Origin of the sequence: Natrarchaeobius oligotrophus (genome assembly GCF_003841465.1) — an archaeon.
Taxonomy (GTDB): Archaea; Halobacteriota; Halobacteria; order Halobacteriales; family Natrialbaceae; genus Natrarchaeobius; species Natrarchaeobius oligotrophus.
Genome location: NZ_REFZ01000022.1, coordinates 25,723 through 43,121, shown reverse-complemented (window position 1 = coordinate 43,121; position 17,399 = coordinate 25,723). Strand labels below are relative to the sequence as shown.

Below are 17,399 nucleotides of genomic sequence, written 5' to 3'. Positions count from 1 at the left end.
GAGCAACTGCTCGATCTCTGCCGGTGATTTACCTTGTCGGTACAGCAGCGCACACGTGAGGCGTTTGATCGCCTTCGCATCAGTTTCCGTGCGCAGTTGCTGGCGCAACTGCTCCTCATCAACATCACCCAACTTTCCGCCCCACGTCGTCATGGGACTCTCTACGCGTCCAGAAGATATGAACTAGCCTACTGATCCCTATGACTTCCAGTAACCCGTCTCAGGGGATTCGGATCGAGTGCTCGAGCGTGCCGATCCCCTCGACGTCGATCTCGACGCGGTCGCCGTCCTCGAGCGGGCCGACGCCCTCGGGCGTGCCGGTGGCGATCACGTCGCCGGGCTCGAGGGTGAGGTAGGTGGTGATCTCGGCGATCAACTCGGGAATCGAGAAGATGAGCTGCTCGAGCGAGCCGTCCTGTTTCACCGTCCCGTTGACCCGCGAGCGGACGGCCGCGTCGTCCGGGACTTCGTCGGGCGTCGCGAGCACGGGGCCGATCGGTGCGGAGCCGTCGAAGGCCTTCGCGCGGATCCAGTTCACCTCCTCTTCCTGATCGTCGCGGTTGGTGACGTCGTCGACGCAGGTGAAGCCCTCGACGACGTCCATCGCGTCCGCTTCGGGGACGTGGCGACACTGCCTGCCGATCACGATCCCGAGTTCCGCCTCGTAGTCGATCCGGTCCTTGCCTGCGGGGGCGGTGACAGTGTCGCCGTGGCCGGCGACCGAATTCGGCGGTTTCAGAAACAACAGCGGGCGGTCGGGAAGGTCCGATCCCATCTCGTCGGCGTGAGCGGCGTAGTTTCGTCCGACGCAGACGACCTTCGACGGCTCACACGGCGGGAGAACGTCGATGGCGTCGTCCGCGAGCGCGTAGCTCTCGTTCGCGAAGTGGACGTGACCGCTCTCGTACTCGCCGCGACGGACCGCGCCGGCCGGGTCGCGAAATCGAACGTATTTCATACGCATCGAGTCGAATCGTACGGTCAAAAGCGTTGAGATGCGGGCGAAGCTGCGATCCGACGGCGTCTCGGCTCCGTCCGGGAACGTCGATCTCGAGGCGGGAACTCAACCGGACGAGGGCGAACCGAACGCGGGCGAGCGCTCGAGTGTCAGGTCGTGCCACGACGGACGCGGAACGGAACGCTTTTTACTAGGCCTCGGCAACCACTGAGTGCGTACGGGGCTCCGTTGGTGTAGTCCGGCCAATCATTTCGGCCTTTCGAGCCGATGACCTGGGTTCAAATCCCAGACGGAGCACTTTGCTGCGAACAAACCGTGAGCAGCAAATGCGACCGCTGGATTTGAATCACGGAAATCCGAGTGAAGCGAGGATTTGCATCGGGTTCAAATCCCAGACGGAGCACTAGATTCGCGGGCAAATGACTCAAAAGGTCACTTTGCCCGTACTCTCTCGGTTCACATGTTGCATAGTTGTTCCTGTACTGTTTGCTCTGATCGTTCAACTACTCGGTAAGATAAAGCTATCCTCATCTAGATTGCGTGCGGTAGACTCCGTTCACCCAGATCGACCAAAACGACCAAGTCATTATCGCAGTAATCATTAGCCAAAGTATGACATTCTACGATCGGGAGGACGAACTCGCTTCACTCGAAACGGCATATTCATCGCCCGGCCACGCGTTCTACGTAGTCTACGGGCGTCGGCGCGTGGGAAAGACCGCGCTTCTCAAAGAGTTCTGTGTTGATCGCCCCCATCTCTACTATCTCGCTGCGCAAGAAGCAGAAGATCGTCAACGTGAGAAATTCGTGGAGCAAGTCGCTGAAACGTTCGATGAGCGTGTTCCACGAATCGACGGCTGGGACGACGCGTTCGAGTATCTCGGAGAGAAACTCAAAACGGACGATCGGATCGTCGTAATCGACGAGTTTCCGTATTTAGTCGAGGAAAATGACTCACTCCCGTCCTATATCCAGGCGTTCGTCGACGAGCAACTCCAGGGCAGCGAGTCGATGCTCGTACTGTGTGGCTCGAGCGTGAGCACGATGGAATCAGCGGTGCTCGGCCACGAAAGTCCCCTGTACGGTCGTCGAACCGGACAGATCGACCTCCAACCGTTTTCGTTTCAACAGGCTCGTGACGTCATCTCGTACGACATTGCAGACGCGATCCGGTCGTACTCGGTTACGGGAGGGACGCCCATGTATCTCACACTCTTCGACTACGAGCGGCCGCTATCCGAAAACATCCGGACACACATCCTCTCGCCGACAGCAATGCTGTACAACGAGCCGGAGTTCCTGCTTCGAACGGAACTTCGAAATCCGGCCCGTTACCTGAGTATCCTCGAGGCAGTCGCACTGGGACACACGACACCGAACGAAATTTCGGGTGCCACTGGCATCGATTCAGGACCGCTTTCGAAGTACCTCCAGACGCTTCGCCAACTTCGACTCCTCGATCGCGAAGTGCCGGTCACGGCAGCCGGGCAGAAGTCCAAACGCTCCCGGTACCGCGTCGCCGATGAGTTCCTCCGGTTTTGGTTTCGCTACGTCGAGCCGAACCGATCCAGCATCGAAGAAGCCCCGTCCGTCGTGTTCGAGGGGACGATCGAGCCGGATTTGCCGACGCATGTTGCAACAACGTTCGAAGATATCTGCAACGAAGCCGTCTGGGAGCTGATCAGACGCGAAGAACTGGAGCCATATTCCGAAGTGGGCCGATGGTGGTATGGGGAACACGAAATCGACATCGTCGGGCTCGCACCCGCTGATAACCGAATCCTCCTCGCCGAATGCAAGTGGACCAGTGATCCAGTTGGCTACGGACTCGTCGATGACCTTCGAGAAACGGCTGAGAACGTCCGATGGGGGCCAGGAAATCGATCCGAACGCTTTGCCCTGTTCTCGAGAAGCGGATTTGTTGACGGCCTCGCTGCGGAACTTGACGATAGCTGGTCGCTGTTCGAATTAGACGACCTCGCACAGATTTTTTCACCCGCATGAAATAAATCCAGAGTCAGTAACCGCGGACACACGCAGATTTACGGCCGAAATACCGCAATAAGAGGCGCGTGATCACTGCAGCGAAAGCGATCTTGATCGTAATAACGCTCTCGGGGATCCAGTGTTTGTGTCACGATCGTGTGGTCGAATCGTTTCCCCTCAACTTCTGTTGCTGGAACCGCCAACGGGGTATCCGTTTGCGTCGCGTGACTCACATCGAGAACGTCGAGTTCGCCGTAGCCGTGCAGCTCTCGAAACACATCTATCATCCCTCCCTCTTCTAGTCCGCGGAGAACACTCATTTCTGCCTCAACCCACTGGTCGGCAACGTTCCCATTTTCGTCGTATCTCCAGGGAATAATCGCACCTCGAGCAGCGTGTTCCCCGAGCGGGCGCGCGTCTGAGCCGGCGTGATGGTGTAGCCGGTCACGGGCCGGTCACAGGCCGAACACCGAACCGCGAAGTACTGGTCGTCCACTCCCGCCTCGAGAGTCGTTTCCCCGCAGTACGGACAGCTCCCGTCCGTCTCGATGGGGCCGACGTCGGCCGGCCGGCGGAAATTCTCCGCGAGGATGAACCGAGCGATCCGATCGCCGGCGTGGGTGAACGAGTAGCCCCCCTCGCGTTTCCTGAGGTACGTTCCCGTGAGCTCCCCGAGGTGGTACGACAGTTTCGAGGTGTTGTCGACACCGACGCGCTCGTAGACCTCCGAGAACGAAAGCGGCGCGGGTCCCGAGTTCGACGGCTCCTGCTCGGAGTGGGCGATGGCGATCGCTCGGATGATCTCCACCCGGCTCTCGTCGGAGAGCAGGGCGAACGCGTCGGCCGCCGTTCGTTCGGCGGTCATACTACTCCGATAACACGTGGCCGGTTGAATAGGTGGGGTGGATCGGACCGCGGAGGATGGCCGAGTAGCGATGCGCGGGCGGGCCACGGCCGTTCGCGGCGGTCAGCAGGACGGCGTCCGGAGCGCGCTTCGATACCGAACGTCTCTCGACTGGAGTAGTACTCCGAACGCTCCCCGACCCGTCCAGTGACGCCGCTCGGACGTGCTACGGGGAATCGACCGCGATCGCTCGAGCCGCCGTTGCTTTGAACGACGCGGCGATCGACCGACCGGGCTCGAGCGTCAGCCGATCCGCGCTGGCGTTCGTGATCAACGCCTGGATCGGCCGGTCGGCTTCGAGTTCGACGGTCACTCTGGTGATCGCGTCGCCCGACTCGAGTCGGTCGACGGTTCCCGTAAACCGGTTTCGCAGGCTCGTTCCGTCCGCCCGCGGCGTCTCGTCCGGGTCGGTCAGGACGACCGCGTCGGAGCGAACCGAGACCTGTACCTCGCTCGCTCCGTCGGGAACCAGCGCCAGGATCGAGCCGACCGCCGAGTCGACGGTCGCGAGCTCGCCGGTTCGCTCCCGGACGGTACCGGAGAACACGGACTCCGTCACCCGCGCGACGCCGTCGAGTTCGGCGTCGTGGCGGTCGAACTGCCGACACAGATCGCGGGCGGTCTCGGTCAGTTCGGTCCCGCCGCCGCCGGGACCGCCGCGGCGTCGCTCGGTGATCGGCCCGACGGCCTCCTCGATCTCGACGACGCGATTTTGCAGACGCGCGTACGACCGCCCCAGATCGTCGGCCGCGGCGTGCATCGATCCACGGCGGTCGATCGCCGCGAGCATCTCGACGTCGCGGCGATCGACGGTGACGCCGTCGATCGAGAGCTTCGTGCTGTATTCCTTTTCGATCGTCATCGTTGGGCCTCGAGCGGATGGTGACGTCGCGGCGACTACCGTCAGTATACCAACTCGCCGTCGATAAACTTCCGGGTTCGGTCGTCGGCGGGATCGTCGAAGACCGTCTCAGTCTCGCCGATCTCGATGATCCCGGTTCCGAGCAGCACCGCTACTCGATCAGCGACCCGCTCGGCCTGGTGCATGTCGTGAGTCGCGATCGCGACGCCGATTCCGCTGTTTTTGGCCTGGAGAACGGCGTCTTCGAGCACCGCGGTGTTTCGCGGATCGAGATCCGACGTCGGTTCGTCGAGCAAAAGCACCTCGGGATCGTACGCGAGCGCGCGAGCGAACGCGACCCGCTGTGCCTCCCCGCCGGACAGCGACGCGGCGTCCTGATCGACTTTTTCAGCCAACCCCACGGTCTCGAGCGCTTCGACCGCGTCGACGGTGCCGTTGGTTCGACCCAGGAAACCCCGGAGTTCGTCGCGGAGTCGATCCGGCCAGGACTTTCGAACCCTGAGTCCGTACTCGGCGTTGCGACGCACGCTCGCGTCGAAGAGGCTCGTCTCCTGGAACACCATGCCGATCCGGCGTCGGTACGCGAGCCGCCTCCGTTCCGACGCGTTCCAGACGTCCTCGCCGTCGTACTCGACGGTGCCCCCGTCTGGTCGGTCGAACAGCGCGAGCAGTCGGAGCAGGGTGGATTTGCCGACCCCGGACGGACCGATGATCGCGACGACCTCGCCGGGGGAAACCGACAGTGACGTGCCGTCGAAGACGGGGTCGTCGCCGTAGCCGTGGTGGACGTCTCTCGCGGCGAGCGTCATCGGTACCCCCCGTCACCGCGTCCCAGTCGGACGACGAACGCGTTGACGACCAACACGAGCACCACCAGGATCGCTCCGAGCATCATCGCCGTTTCGAACCGTCCCTGTCTCGCCTCGAGCTGGATCGCGGTCGTGAGCGTTCGCGTCTTCGAGGTGCCGTCCGGGCCGACGATGTTGCCGCCGACGATCAGAACGGAGCCGACCTCGCTGATGGCCCGTCCGAACCCCGCGAGCACCGCCGTGGCGATTCCGTAGCGGGCCTCCTTGATCGTCACGAGCGCGACGTCGACTCTCGTTCCGCCCATCGCGAACGCGGCGTCGCGGACGGTCCGTTCGACGCTGCTCACGGCGGCGAGGCTCACGCCGGTGATGACCGGTGTCGCGAGCACGAACTGGGACACGATCATCGCCTCGGCCGTGAACACGAGGTCGAACGATCCGAGCGGTCCTTGGTTGGAGACGGCAAACAGCACGACCAGGCCGACGACGACGCTCGGAAACCCCATTCCGGTGTTGATGACCGACGTGAGCAGCGTCTTCCCGCGAAACTCTGTGAACCCGACGGCGAGTGCGATCGGCAGGCTACACAGCGTGCTCAGTGCGACCGCGACGAGGCTCACGTACAGCGAGACGCGGACGATGCTCCGGAGGTACGTCCACTCGAAGGGAAACTCGAGCAACAGCGGCGTCACCAGGCTGGATTCGACCGTCATCGCTCGCTCACTCGGCGTCGCTCGCCCCCTCCCACCCCTCGGGGACGTACTGCTCGAAGTTCGGCTCCTCGGCCAGCGCCTGCGAGAAGAACAACTGTTCGCCGTCGATCGTGTACCGCTCGACGATCTCCTGGCCCTCGACGCTCGTGACGTAGCCGATGTAGGCCATCGCGAGGTCGTAGGCGACGTGGTCGTGAACCGCGGGGTTGACGGCGACGATCCCGTACGGGTTCGCCAGCAGTTCGGGGCCGCCCTCGACCGGACCCTCGACGTGGATTTCGAGGTCGATCTCGTCTCGCATCGAGAGGTACGTTCCGCGGTCGGCCAGCGTGTATCCGCCCTGCTGGTCGGCCTGGACCAGGATCGCTCCCATCCCATCCCCGCCGTCGACGTACCACTCGCCGAAGTCGGCGACGTCGAGTCCCGCCGCCTCCCAGACCTCGAGTTCCTTCGCGTGCGTGCCGGAGTCGTCGCCGCGGGAGACGAACGTCGACTCCGATTCCGCGACGGCGTCGACGGCCCCCGTCACCCCGCCGCTCCCGGCGATCGAGGCGGGATCGTCCGCGGGGCCGACGACGACGAAGTCGTTGAACATCACGTTGCGCCGGTTGACCCCGTAGCCGTCCGCCACGAACTCGTCCTCGAGTCTGCGCGCGTGGACCATCACGACGTCGGAGTCGCCGTTTCGCCCGGTCTCGAGTGCCGCACCGGTCCCCTGTCCGACGGCGTCGACGGTGACGCCGTACCGTTCTTGAAACGGCGCGTTCAGTTCGTCGAGCAGGCCGGTGTCGTACGTGCTCGTCGTGGTGGTGAGCGTCAGCGTTTCGCCGCTGATCTCCGGACCGGCGTCGCCGTTGCCACCGTCGCCGAGAACCGTGCACCCGGCCAGGCCGACCGCGAGGGTGCTTCCGAGCGCGGCGACGACCTCTCGGCGTTGTATCGGCATAGATACTACGACCCGTGCCGGGACAAAATAGCTTTGGATTCGAACGTAACTGAAACTGGTTGTCGACGACAGAGTTTCCTTTTCACTGCCCCGTTCAGCGCACGTATATTCGCACTCCCGACCCTCTCGAAACCACATTTGATTACGTAGTGCTCGAGCGTTTCGTCGAACGCTCGTCGTCGGTCAGCGCCGACCGACGCGTCCACCCCGTTCGAGTGTGATCGACGAAACGCGTCCGAGCGGACCGCTCTGGACGACTCACCCGGCCGTCGCGCGTCGAGTACGGATCGCGCGTTCTCGAGGGCGTCCGGCCGGCGAACCACGGTATTTATCTAGCCCGTGAGTCCATCTATTGCACATGCGACTGCTGTTCATTCATTCGGATCATCTAACGTTTGAGACGACCGACAAGGCGGGGCCGGACGACCTCGCGGAGACCGAGGGCGTACCGATGGCGGGGGAGATGGAAGAGTGCGTGACGGCGTTCATCACCGTCGAGTCCGACGACGAGGAAGACCTCGACGGCGTCGTCGCGAACGCGGTCGACGAACTCGAGGACGTCACCGGTCAGCTCAACACCCGCAGCATCGTTCTCTACCCCTACGCGCACCTGAGCGAGGATCTGGCGAGCCCGGACGCGGCGAAGACGGTCATGCGCTCACTCGAGTCGGAACTCGAGGCCGAGAACTACGAGATACTCCGCGCGCCGTTCGGCTGGTACAAGTCTTTCGAGATCTCCTGTAAGGGACACCCGCTGTCGGAGCTGTCGCGTCACGTCACGAGTCACCACGGCGACGCCGAGGAGTCCGACGAGGACGAATCCGAAGAGCGCGAACCGAGCGACTGGTACCTCCTCACGCCCGACGGCGAGCTTCGGGATCCGGTCGAGCGAAAGTCGGCGCTGAGCGAGGACATGCGGGCGTTCGTCGAGGACGAGGTCGAAGAGATCACCGCGAGCAAGGGCGAGGAGCCGGCCCACCTCTCGCTGATGCAGGAAAAAGAGCTCGTCGACTACGATCCGCTCTCGGACGTGGGCAACCTGCGGTACTACCCGCGGGGCAAGTTCGTCCGCGACTCGCTGATGGAGTACGTCAACGACCTCGTCGTCGACTACGGCGGGATGCCCGTCGAGACGCCGATCATGTACGACCTCGGCGTGCGCGCGATCGACGAACACGCGGGCAAGTTCGGCGAGCGCCAGTATCGCTTCGAGAGCGGCAATCGGAAGATGATGCTGCGCTTTGCGGCCTGTTTCGGTCAGTTTTCGATCATGCGTGACATGTTCATCTCCGAAACCGATCTCCCGCTTCGCGTCTACGAGATGAGCACGTACTCGTTCCGGCGCGAACAGAAGGGCGAGGTCATGGGACTCAAGCGCCAGCGCGCGTTCACCATGCCCGACATGCACACCGCGACGGCCGACATCGAACAGGCAAAAGACGAGTTCCGGGCCCAGACGAACCTCTCGCTCGAGTCGAGTTCGGACCTCGGACTCAACTACGTCGCGGCCCTTCGGGTCACCCAGGACTTTTTCGACGAGCATCGCGAGTGGATCGAGACGGTCGCGGCCGACGTCGACGAACCGGTGTTGCTCGAGGTGCTGCCGGATCGCCACCACTACTGGTCGGCCAAGATCGACCTCGCCGCCATCGACGCGCTGGGTCGGCCGATCGAGAACCCGACCGTTCAGATCGACGTCGAGAGCGCCGAGCGATTCGACATCACGTACAACACCGGCGAGTCCTCGCACAATCCGATCATCCTCCACTACTCGCCCAGCGGGGGGATCGAGCGCGTGATGGCCGCGTTGCTCGAGCAGGCCGCCCGTCAGGAGACCGCGAGCCTACCCACCTGGCTCTCGCCGACGCAGGTTCGGTTCATTCCCGTCGGCGACGAGCACGTCGAGTACTGCGACGACCTCGTCGACGAACTCGAGGAGGCAGGCGTTCGCGCCGACGTCGACGACCGAAACGAGTCGGTCGGTAAACGCATCGCGAAGGCGGAAACCGACTGGGTTCCGTACTATGCCGTCGTCGGCGACGACGAGGTCGCAGAGCCGGTCTTCGGCGTGAACCTCCGTCACGAGGACGACGAACGCGACATGGATCTCGAGACGCTGACGGCGGCCGTGCTCGAAGACGTCGGGGAGAAACCGAACAAGGCCCGCTATCTCCCGCGTCACGTCAGCGATCACCCGAACTTCACGTGATCCGTTTTCGCTAGCGGTTTTCCGGGCCCGAACTGCCGAGCGAAATCGTGTGGTAGGGTTCGGTTTCGTCCACCAGTCGACGCCTGAAACGGGATCGGGTCGAACACCCGACTCGAGACCGAGTTCGAATACTCGCCGCCGCGACGTCGCGCTCAGTGGTCGATTCCCGGCCGCTGGAACGTCGTCTCTTCGCCGCTTGGCATCTTCAGCGCGTTCTCGATCTCGGGTGCCGAGAGGATCTCGTTGCGCCCGGGATCGTACTCGTCTTCGCTTCTGAAGTAGTAGGTGTCGCCACAGCCGGCGACCAGCTCGGATAAGGGGCGTTCCTCGTCGTGAACGACGGACACGAGGTCGCCGGTCACCGCGATCAGAACCGCGTTCTCGGGCTTGTGCAGGACAGTGCGGAGCTGGTCGACGGTGCAGTCAGTCGGAATCTCGAGGTGAACACCGTCGATCGTCGCCCATCGCGTCTCCATACCGATCCGTAGGCGAGTCCGCCCTTATACCCTTGTGCCCGCAGCTACCGGCTCGGTCCGGTTACAGGTCCTCGTTCGGGAATATCCCGCAGGCGAATCCGTCGGGCAATTTGCCGGGTGCGCACTATCGGTCCGAGCGACGACCCGCGGAACCGTCCCGAACGCTTAGGGCGGTCGAGTCCGCACCCACGAGTGTGAGTGAGAACCGCGTCGTTCAGGGACGAATGGTCACGGCGGAGACGCTGGCGGAGCTAATCGAGGGCGAGTCCGTGATGGAAGCGGAGTCGATCGAGGAGGCGGACCGGGCCTGTCCCGACTGCGGCGGCTCCGTTCTCGAGGTCGGCTACATGCCCTCGGTCACCGAGTTCGTCGTCGGACGCAAGTGCCAGGACTGCGACTGGAGCGAGACTGACGGGGACTGACCGCGCTCGGCGTGACGGAGGACGGTACGTGCCGGAATCGGTCGTCGCGATTGCTCGAGGCGACTGCGAGCGGACCGACGAGAGCCCCGTCCGAACGCCGCTCGGGTCCGTGGTGTCGCGTGCGACCCGCAGTGTCGAGAACCGCCCATCACCAGACGAGCCACTCGGCGGCGAGAACGACCGCGGCGAGAAACACGTGTTCGCCGTCGACGACGAACCCGTAGAACAGCGGTCCGCGGTCCGGCGTCGCGAACGGAACGTAGCAGGCGACGTAGCCGTTCATCGCGAGCACGACGAAAAACTCGCCGCCGAGCGCGCTGATCTGTACGAGGGCGACGACCACGAGCGCGACGACGACGGTCGCCACGAGCGAGAAGCGTCTGGTTCGACGCGGGCCGAGCGTGTTGGGAACCGTCGCGATCCCCTCCGCGCGGTCGCCCTCGATGTCCTTGACGTCGAAGACGACCGCAGCGATGGTGATCATCGCGGTCACGTAGCCGAACAGAAACAGAATCTCGAGGCTCAGAAGCTGACCGTAGTAGTAGCCGACGCCGAGCGGGATGGCTCCCCACGCGAGCCCGACGAAGACGTTCTTCACGAGAAAGAGTCGCTTGACGCCGACCACCGAGTACAAAAGCGCCGCCACCAGCGGGAGCGACAGGTAGAGCGCGCCGGGAAGTCCGAGTACGACCGCGACGGCGACCGCAGCCAGATAGAGCACCACGCCGAGAGCCAGCCAGAACCGACCGTAGCGGCGCGTGTGCGCCGCTCGACGCGGGACGTTCCGTTCGTCTTCCTCGAGGTCGGTGAACCGGTTGACGGTGTAGACGAACATCGTGGCGGCGAAGACGATGAACAGCGGGAGCGCCTCGAGGGGAAGTCCGGCTAGCGTCACGGTCGTGACCGCGACGCTCACCGTCGCCAGCGAGATGAAGAGGTTGGTGTGCACCAGCGTCCGAAGCCCCGACGTGACCGACGAGAGCCACCGTCGCCGGCTGCGCGTGGGTGTGGTGTTGGACACGGCGGGTCTGCCTCCGGTGGACGGATCGGCCGTCGCGGTCGACCCCGCGAACGGCCGGAACGCGGCGCGCTCGAGGAAGTCGACGCGCGAGTCGAGTCGTCTCTAGCGGTGGAAGGGTCCGGACGGCCTTGGGCGTTGTGGAGCGACGTCGGTTTCTCGCTCGCGTCGATCGATCAGTTCCTCGCCGACCGAAGACACCGACTGGTATAAAGTGCGAACGGGAACTATATCGAACATGGTCGAGATCGAGTTGACGACGAGTCAGCGAACTATTCTTTCCGTGCTCATCAACAACGCGCGGGATGACGAGCGCCCGGTCCCCGCACGAACCATCGCGAGTCACGTCGACCGCCAACCCCGAACCGTCCGAAACCAGATGTCGAATCTGGTCGATCTCGGTCTCGTAGAGAGCGTCTCCGGACCGCGGGGCGGATACCAACCCACCGAGGCCGCATACGAGGTGCTCGATCGCCACCCCGTCGACGACCCCGAGATGGCGGTTCTCGCTCGCGATTTCGATCGCGTCGACGCAGTCGTCGACAGCATCACGTTCACCAACGTCCACCACCCGGAAACCTGCCAGGCTCGGATCCGGTTCGGCGAGTCCGTCCAACGACTGGCACAGGGGGATCCGATCGCGATCGGCGTCCAGCCCAACGCGGAACTCCTCCTCGCCGGGGTTATCGAGGCGGTCGAACCCACGAAGAACCTGATTCTGCTCGACGTCATGCAACTCGAGGCGTCGTCCGCGTCGTAGGCTCTCCGCCCGACCGGCGACGACGTCTCCCCCCGTCGCGGCGATCCGACGTCGTCGCCCGACCGCGATCGACGACGCCATCTCTTCACCGCTGTTGTGTTCCTCACAAAAAACGACCTCGAGTGATCAGAGCGTGAACGTGTGCGGCGTTGTGGGTTGATACTATCCGGCGGATCACCGGCGCGAGTGGAAACTAACAGGATTTAAGCAAGGCCAGCACGCCCGTTCGAATGCCTATGAAACTCCACGAATACCAGGCGAAGCAGGTCTTCGCCGACGCCGGGATTCCGACGCCGGCGTCACAACTCGCCTCCGACGCCGACGGCGTACTCGCCGCGGCCGAGGAGATCGGGTATCCGGTGGCAGTCAAAGCGCAGGTACAGGTCGGCGGCCGTGGGAAAGCCGGCGGTATCAAACTCGTCGAAAACGAGGACGAGGCCCGCGAGGCGGCCGATTCGATCCTCGGAATGGATCTCAAGGGCTACCACGTCGACCGCGTGCTGGTCGAGGAGGCCGTCGACTTCACGAACGAACTCTACGTCGGGATCACGATGGACCGCGGCGAGGGCAAACCCGTCGCGATGGTCTCGACCCGCGGCGGCGTCAACATCGAGGAGGTCGCCGAGGAAGACCCCGACGCGATCGCCCGCGAACACGTCGATCCCTCCTTCGGAATGCATCCCTACCAGGCCCGCAAGGCCGTCTACGACGCGGGCGTCGACCGCGCCGTCGCGCGCGACGTCTCGACCGTTCTCATGACGCTCTACGATCTCTGGGAGAGCCGAGACGGCTCCGACGCCGAGATCAACCCGCTGATGGTCACGGCCGACGACGACGTGATCGCGGCCGACGCCGTGATGAACATCGACGAGGACGCGCTGTTCCGTCAGCCCGAACTGGCCGAAATGGAAGACGAGGCCGCCGCGGGCGACGAACTCGAGCAGAAGGCCGACGAGTACAACTTCGACTACGTCCGTCTCGAAGGTAACACGGGTATCATCGGCAACGGAGCCGGCCTCGTGATGACGACGCTCGACCTCGTCGACCACTACGGCGGCCGGCCCGCCAACTTCCTCGACGTCGGTGGCGGGGCGAAAGCCGACCGAATCGCGAACGCGCTCGACATGGTATTCTCCGACGACAACGTCGACAGCGTCGTCTTCAACATCTTCGGGGGCATCACCCGCGGCGACGAGGTCGCAAAGGGGATCAACGAGGCTCTCGAGCAGTTCGACGAGATTCCCAAGCCGGTCGTCGTCCGACTCGCCGGCACCAACTGGGAGGAAGGAATGGAGATACTGAACGAAGACCTCGTGACGGTCGAACAGACCCTCGAGGATGCGGTTCAGCGTGCCGTGGCGTACGCTGAGGAGGTGAACGAACAATGAGCGTACTGGTCGACGACGACACGCGCGTCGTGGTACAGGGTATCACCGGCGGGGAGGGTAACTTCCACGCCGAACAGATGATCGAGTACGGCACCAACGTCGTCGCCGGCGCGGTGCCGGGCAAAGGCGGCCAGGAGTCCGCCGGCGTTCCCGTCTACGACACGGTCCACGAGGCCGTCGAGGAGGAAGACGCCGACACCTCCGTCATCTTCGTCCCGCCCGCGTTCGCGGGCGACGCCATCTTCGAAGCGCTCGACTCGGACCTCGAGCTTGCGGTCGCGATCACCGAGGGCATCCCGACCCAGGACATGGCGCGGGTGAACAAGCGCCTCTCGGAGACGGATACGCGACTCATCGGTCCGAACTGTCCCGGTCTCATCACCCCCGGCGAGGCCAAACTCGGAATCCTGCCGGGCAACATCTTCTCGGACGGCAACGTCGGGCTCGTCTCCCGGTCGGGGACGCTGACCTACCAGGTCGTCGATAACCTCACCAACCGCGGCATCGGGCAGACGACCGCCATCGGCATCGGGGGCGACCCGATCATCGGCACGGACTTCGTCGACGCCCTCGAGCTGTTCGAGAACGACGACGAGACCGAGGCCATCGTCATGTGCGGCGAGATCGGCGGCGAGGACGAGGAGGAAGCGGCCGCGTTCATCGACGACCACGTCGACACGCCGGTCGCCGGCTTCATCGCCGGTCGAACCGCGCCGCCGGGCAAGCGCATGGGCCACGCCGGCGCGATCGTCTCGGGCTCGGGAACCGGCACCGCAGAGAGCAAGATCAACGCGCTCAACGACGCCGGCGTCCCCGTCGGAGACACGCCCGAGGAAGTCGCGGATCACATCGAAGAGTTCCTCGCCTAACTCGCGTCTCCGTTATCTCGCATCATTTTGCTTTTCGGACCGATTTCGGAACCCGGGATCGTCGACTCGAGGGTGTCCGCTTTCCACCGAGAGGATACCGTCTCTCGACGACGGTCGAGGATCGAGGCGAACGCGAGGACACCGTCGTCGCCTTCGGAGATATTCGAGCGGCGGTCGTCCCACCGGCGGCGTCCACGACCGATCGATCGGTGTGACGTCCAGCTAGAAGATGCCCGCGATTTTCGCCCGGATGCGAGCGAAGAGACCGGGCGAACGCTCGCTTTCGGACGCTCGCTCGTCGTCGCGTTCGGCCTCGCTGTCCGTGGCATCGCGTTCGGCGTCACGGCTCGTGGCATCGCGTTCGTCGGATCCGTCTCCGGCGTCGCGCTCGGTCGGCTCGGACTCGCGTTCGGCGTCGTCGAATTCGTCACTCGGGCCCACAGCGTCCGGGTTCGCCGTCGGTTCGGAGTCGGCCGGTCCGTCCGCAGCCGTCGAGTCCGTTTCGGCCGAAACCGACTCGTCGCTCTCGGCCCCGGACGGGACCTCGAGCGTGGACGATTCGTCGGCGTCGTCCGTTTCGAGTGCCGGCGTTTCGTCAGTCTCCGACTCGGTCTCCCGCGTTTCGTCAGACTCGAGCGCCGACGGGGCGTCCGCCGACTCCGCCGCTACGTCGTCAGCCCGTTCCAGACGCGCGCTCGAGTCGGATTCGACGTCGGCGTCGTCCGGGTCGGCGCTGTCCGTCGGCGTCGACGAGTCGTCCGCGTCGATCCAGAGGAACTCTTCGCCTTTCGTTCGACCGGTGAGCAGGAGGTCGGCCAGTTCGTCGTCGTCGGCGAGCAGGTCGTCGTCGATGGGGTCTTCCGGCTCCGGATCCGGCTCGTCTGCACTCGCGATGATTTCGTCCGGCGTCTCGTCTTCGAGTAGCTCGTCGGTGCCCGAATCGCCGACCTCGTCTTTGAGCTGGCCGAACACCGACGCGGCGGTCCGATCCTCGATGCCGTCGTCGCCGGTCTCTGCTGTGTCGTCGCTTTCGGTTGGGTCTTCTCGATCGACGTCCGCCTCGAGTGGCTCCTCCGTGATCTCCCCGAACAGCTCGTCGGCGCTCGAGCCGACGTCGAACCCGCCGTCACCCGGTTTTTCGTCGATCGTACTATCGGTCATGAACTCGCTTTGTACTACTACATTATCACAGATAATTAAGTTTTGGAATTTTTCTAGACGGGAGTCAGGACGGGAGACGCGCCACAGAGTATCTGTGATTCAACAATTTGGTGTCGCACCAGTCTGTCGGATCGTCCACCGATAATTTCGTTCGGTGAACGAACGAACTGATCGATCGGCGCGCGATCGACGCACCGTTCGAACTCGCTCGAGGACGTCACGTCGTCCGGATTCGAAGACCGCTGGACGCGCCGTAGCACGCGGGATGCGTGGCCCGGCGGGGAGCCCGTTCCAGCGCGTGAACGCGACGCCAACCCTTATTACTCGAGGCGGAGAAGGTCGCGAGTTGCCATGACTGGAATCGAGTACGACGACTTTCTGGACCTCGAGTACGAGCCGTCGGCGACGGACCTCGTCTGTGAGTTTACGATAGATCCGGCGGCGGGGATGTCGACGGAAGCGGCGGCCAGTCGTGTCGCCTCGGAATCCTCGAACGGGACCTGGGCGGCGTTGCACGTCGACGAGGACGAGCTAACCCACCTCGGTGCGGTCGCGTGCGAAATCGACGGGAACCGGATCGCCGTCGCCTATCCGGTCGGCCTTTTCGAGGAGGGGAGCATGGCTCAGATCCTCTCGTGTATCGCCGGCAACATCATGGGGATGAAAGCCGTCGACTCGATCCGGCTCGAGGACTGCACCTGGCCGGCGTCGATCGTCGACGGGTTTCCGGGGCCGCAGTTCGGCCCGGCCGTCGCGACCGAGAAACTCGACGCGGGCGACCGACCGGTGCTCGCGACGGTGCCGAAACCCAAGGTCGGCCTCTCGACGTCTGCCCACGTCGGCGTCGGTGAAGCCGCCTGGCGCGGCGGCATCGATCTGTTGAAAGACGACGAGAACCTCACCGACCAGGCGTTCAACCCCTTCGAAGACCGCCTCGCGGAGAGCCTCGCGGCTCGCGACCGCGTCCAGGAGGACGTCGGCGAGCGCAAGGACTACCTCGTCAACGTCACGGCGGAGACGACGGAGATGCTCGAGCGGGTCGACCTCGTGGCCGAACACGGCGGCGGGTTCGTCATGGTCGACGTCATCACCTGCGGCTGGGCCGCCGTCCAGTCCGTCCGCGAGCGCTGTGGGGACCACGGCCTCGCGATCCACGCCCACCGCGCGATGCACGCCGCCTTCGACCGCACGGACCACCACGGCGTCTCGATGCGCGTGCTCGCACAGATCGCGCGCCTCTGTGGCGTCGACCACATCCACACCGGCACGGCGGGTCTCGGCAAACTCGAGAACGAGGACACGCCCGGGATCAACGCCTGGCTGGCCGGCGACTGTCACGGCCTGACGCCGGTCCTGCCCGTCGCTTCCGGCGGGCTCCATCCGGGCGTCGTCGACCAGTTGATCGACGCGCTCGGGACGGAGATCTGCATCCAGGCCGGCGGTGGCATCCACGGTCACCCCGACGGCACCCACGCCGGCGCGAAGGCGCTCCGCCAGTCCGTCGAGGCCAGCCTCGAGGGCGTCCCGCTCGGGACCTACGCCGAAGACCACGAGGAACTCGCGACCGCGCTCGAGAAGTGGGGTGCCGAGACGCCGCGATAGCGGGCCCCACCGCTGGCGTTCCGGCTCCGACGGGACGGGAGACGACTCGAGCGGAACCGACGACGACGTCGAGGCAACGCCGCTGCTCATCGAGACGCTCCTTCGCGACGACCGACTGCGCGACGCCGATCGAGTTCGCCTCGAGGAGTACGACGGAACTCACCCCATTTCGGCAGTCGGTCCGACGGCCACTACGAGTTCGACGGGGAGACGTACGCGGTGTCGACGCGGAACTCGAGAAGTGAGCCGTCCGGGTCGGTGATCGACGCTTCGGGCCGTCCCTCGTCGATCGCCGTCCCCGGAGCGCCGTTCGTCG

17 protein-coding genes and 1 tRNA gene are annotated in these 17,399 nt (G+C 64.3%); 9 read left to right on the top strand and 9 right to left on the bottom strand.

The features are described 5' to 3' along the window. Positions 1-220 precede the first annotated feature (220 nt). A complete protein-coding gene (locus EA472_RS19575) occupies positions 221-958 on the bottom strand; it encodes a fumarylacetoacetate hydrolase family protein (RefSeq protein ID WP_124193190.1) in 738 nt (245 codons plus the stop codon). A 222-nt stretch (positions 959-1,180) separates the two neighbouring features. Between EA472_RS19575 and EA472_RS19570 the strand changes: the two genes are divergently transcribed. Continuing rightward, positions 1,181-1,255, top strand: a tRNA-Glu gene (locus EA472_RS19570). 315 nt (positions 1,256-1,570) lie between these two features. Next, on the top strand, positions 1,571-2,962 hold the full coding sequence (locus tag EA472_RS19565) for an ATP-binding protein (RefSeq protein WP_124193189.1): 1,392 nt from the start codon (positions 1,571-1,573) through the stop codon (positions 2,960-2,962). Positions 2,963-3,260: 298 nt separating this feature from the next. Here the strand turns inward: EA472_RS19565 and EA472_RS19560 are convergent, their stop codons facing one another. The 5 genes from EA472_RS19560 to EA472_RS19540 form a co-directional block, all read right to left on the bottom strand. Beyond that, positions 3,261-3,809, bottom strand: coding sequence for a DUF7351 domain-containing protein (locus EA472_RS19560; RefSeq protein WP_124193188.1), 549 nt, complete (start codon positions 3,807-3,809; stop codon positions 3,261-3,263). Positions 3,810-4,014: 205 nt separating this feature from the next. Then, the gene (locus EA472_RS19555; protein ID WP_124193187.1) at positions 4,015-4,710 is read right to left on the bottom strand and encodes a TOBE domain-containing protein; all 696 of its coding nucleotides are present in this window, start codon (positions 4,708-4,710) and stop codon (positions 4,015-4,017) included. Between the two features lie 41 nt (positions 4,711-4,751). Then, positions 4,752-5,519, bottom strand: a complete 768-nt coding sequence (locus tag EA472_RS19550; RefSeq protein WP_124193186.1) for an amino acid ABC transporter ATP-binding protein — start codon at positions 5,517-5,519, stop codon at positions 4,752-4,754. Then, positions 5,516-6,232 (bottom strand): ABC transporter permease, encoded by a 717-nt coding sequence (locus EA472_RS19545; protein WP_124193185.1) that lies wholly within the window; start codon positions 6,230-6,232, stop codon positions 5,516-5,518. Before EA472_RS19545 ends, EA472_RS19550 begins: the two co-directional genes overlap by 4 nt. A 7-nt stretch (positions 6,233-6,239) precedes the next feature. Continuing rightward, positions 6,240-7,178: a substrate-binding domain-containing protein gene (locus tag EA472_RS19540; RefSeq protein WP_124193184.1), complete on the bottom strand. Its 939-nt coding sequence runs from the start codon at positions 7,176-7,178 to the stop codon at positions 6,240-6,242. 358 nt (positions 7,179-7,536) lie between these two features. Here EA472_RS19540 and EA472_RS19535 point away from each other — a divergent pair, with 358 nt between their 5' ends. Further along, positions 7,537-9,387 carry a threonine--tRNA ligase gene (locus EA472_RS19535; protein ID WP_124193183.1) on the top strand — a complete coding sequence of 617 codons (1,851 nt, stop codon included), beginning with the start codon at positions 7,537-7,539 and terminating at the stop codon, positions 9,385-9,387. A 152-nt stretch (positions 9,388-9,539) separates the two neighbouring features. Here the strand turns inward: EA472_RS19535 and EA472_RS19530 are convergent, their stop codons facing one another. Continuing rightward, a complete protein-coding gene (locus tag EA472_RS19530; protein WP_124193182.1) occupies positions 9,540-9,863 on the bottom strand; it encodes a hypothetical protein in 324 nt (107 codons plus the stop codon). 194 nt (positions 9,864-10,057) lie between these two features. On the opposite strand from EA472_RS19530, the gene EA472_RS19525 reads away from it, so the two are divergent. After that, on the top strand, positions 10,058-10,285 hold the full coding sequence (locus EA472_RS19525) for a DUF5795 family protein (RefSeq protein WP_124193181.1): 228 nt from the start codon (positions 10,058-10,060) through the stop codon (positions 10,283-10,285). Positions 10,286-10,433: 148 nt separating this feature from the next. On the opposite strand, the gene EA472_RS19520 is transcribed toward EA472_RS19525, so the two are convergent. Next, positions 10,434-11,306, bottom strand: coding sequence for a UbiA family prenyltransferase (locus EA472_RS19520; RefSeq protein ID WP_124193180.1), 873 nt, complete (start codon positions 11,304-11,306; stop codon positions 10,434-10,436). A gap of 235 nt (positions 11,307-11,541) precedes the next feature. Here EA472_RS19520 and EA472_RS19515 point away from each other — a divergent pair, with 235 nt between their 5' ends. The 3 genes from EA472_RS19515 to sucD all read left to right on the top strand — a co-directional run bounded on the left by EA472_RS19515 (position 11,542) and on the right by sucD (position 14,320). Then, entirely contained in the window at positions 11,542-12,063 is a 522-nt protein-coding gene (locus EA472_RS19515) for an Rrf2 family transcriptional regulator (protein WP_124193179.1), read from the top strand. Positions 12,064-12,299: 236 nt separating this feature from the next. Then, the gene (sucC, locus tag EA472_RS19510) at positions 12,300-13,451 is read left to right on the top strand and encodes an ADP-forming succinate--CoA ligase subunit beta (protein WP_124193178.1); all 1,152 of its coding nucleotides are present in this window, start codon (positions 12,300-12,302) and stop codon (positions 13,449-13,451) included. Then, positions 13,448-14,320, top strand: a complete 873-nt coding sequence (gene sucD, locus EA472_RS19505) for a succinate--CoA ligase subunit alpha (RefSeq protein WP_124193177.1) — start codon at positions 13,448-13,450, stop codon at positions 14,318-14,320. The genes sucC and sucD overlap by 4 nt, the downstream gene beginning before the upstream one ends. Positions 14,321-14,542: 222 nt before the next feature. Here the strand turns inward: sucD and EA472_RS19500 are convergent, their stop codons facing one another. Continuing rightward, the gene (locus tag EA472_RS19500) at positions 14,543-15,481 is read right to left on the bottom strand and encodes a hypothetical protein (protein ID WP_207891190.1); all 939 of its coding nucleotides are present in this window, start codon (positions 15,479-15,481) and stop codon (positions 14,543-14,545) included. A 351-nt stretch (positions 15,482-15,832) separates the two neighbouring features. Between EA472_RS19500 and rbcL the strand changes: the two genes are divergently transcribed. After that, positions 15,833-17,083: a type III ribulose-bisphosphate carboxylase gene (gene rbcL / locus EA472_RS19495; protein ID WP_124193176.1), complete on the top strand. Its 1,251-nt coding sequence runs from the start codon at positions 15,833-15,835 to the stop codon at positions 17,081-17,083. Beyond that, entirely contained in the window at positions 17,064-17,345 is a 282-nt protein-coding gene (locus tag EA472_RS19490) for a hypothetical protein (protein WP_124193175.1), read from the top strand. The genes rbcL and EA472_RS19490 overlap by 20 nt, the downstream gene beginning before the upstream one ends. The last annotated feature ends 54 nt before the right edge of the window (positions 17,346-17,399 follow it).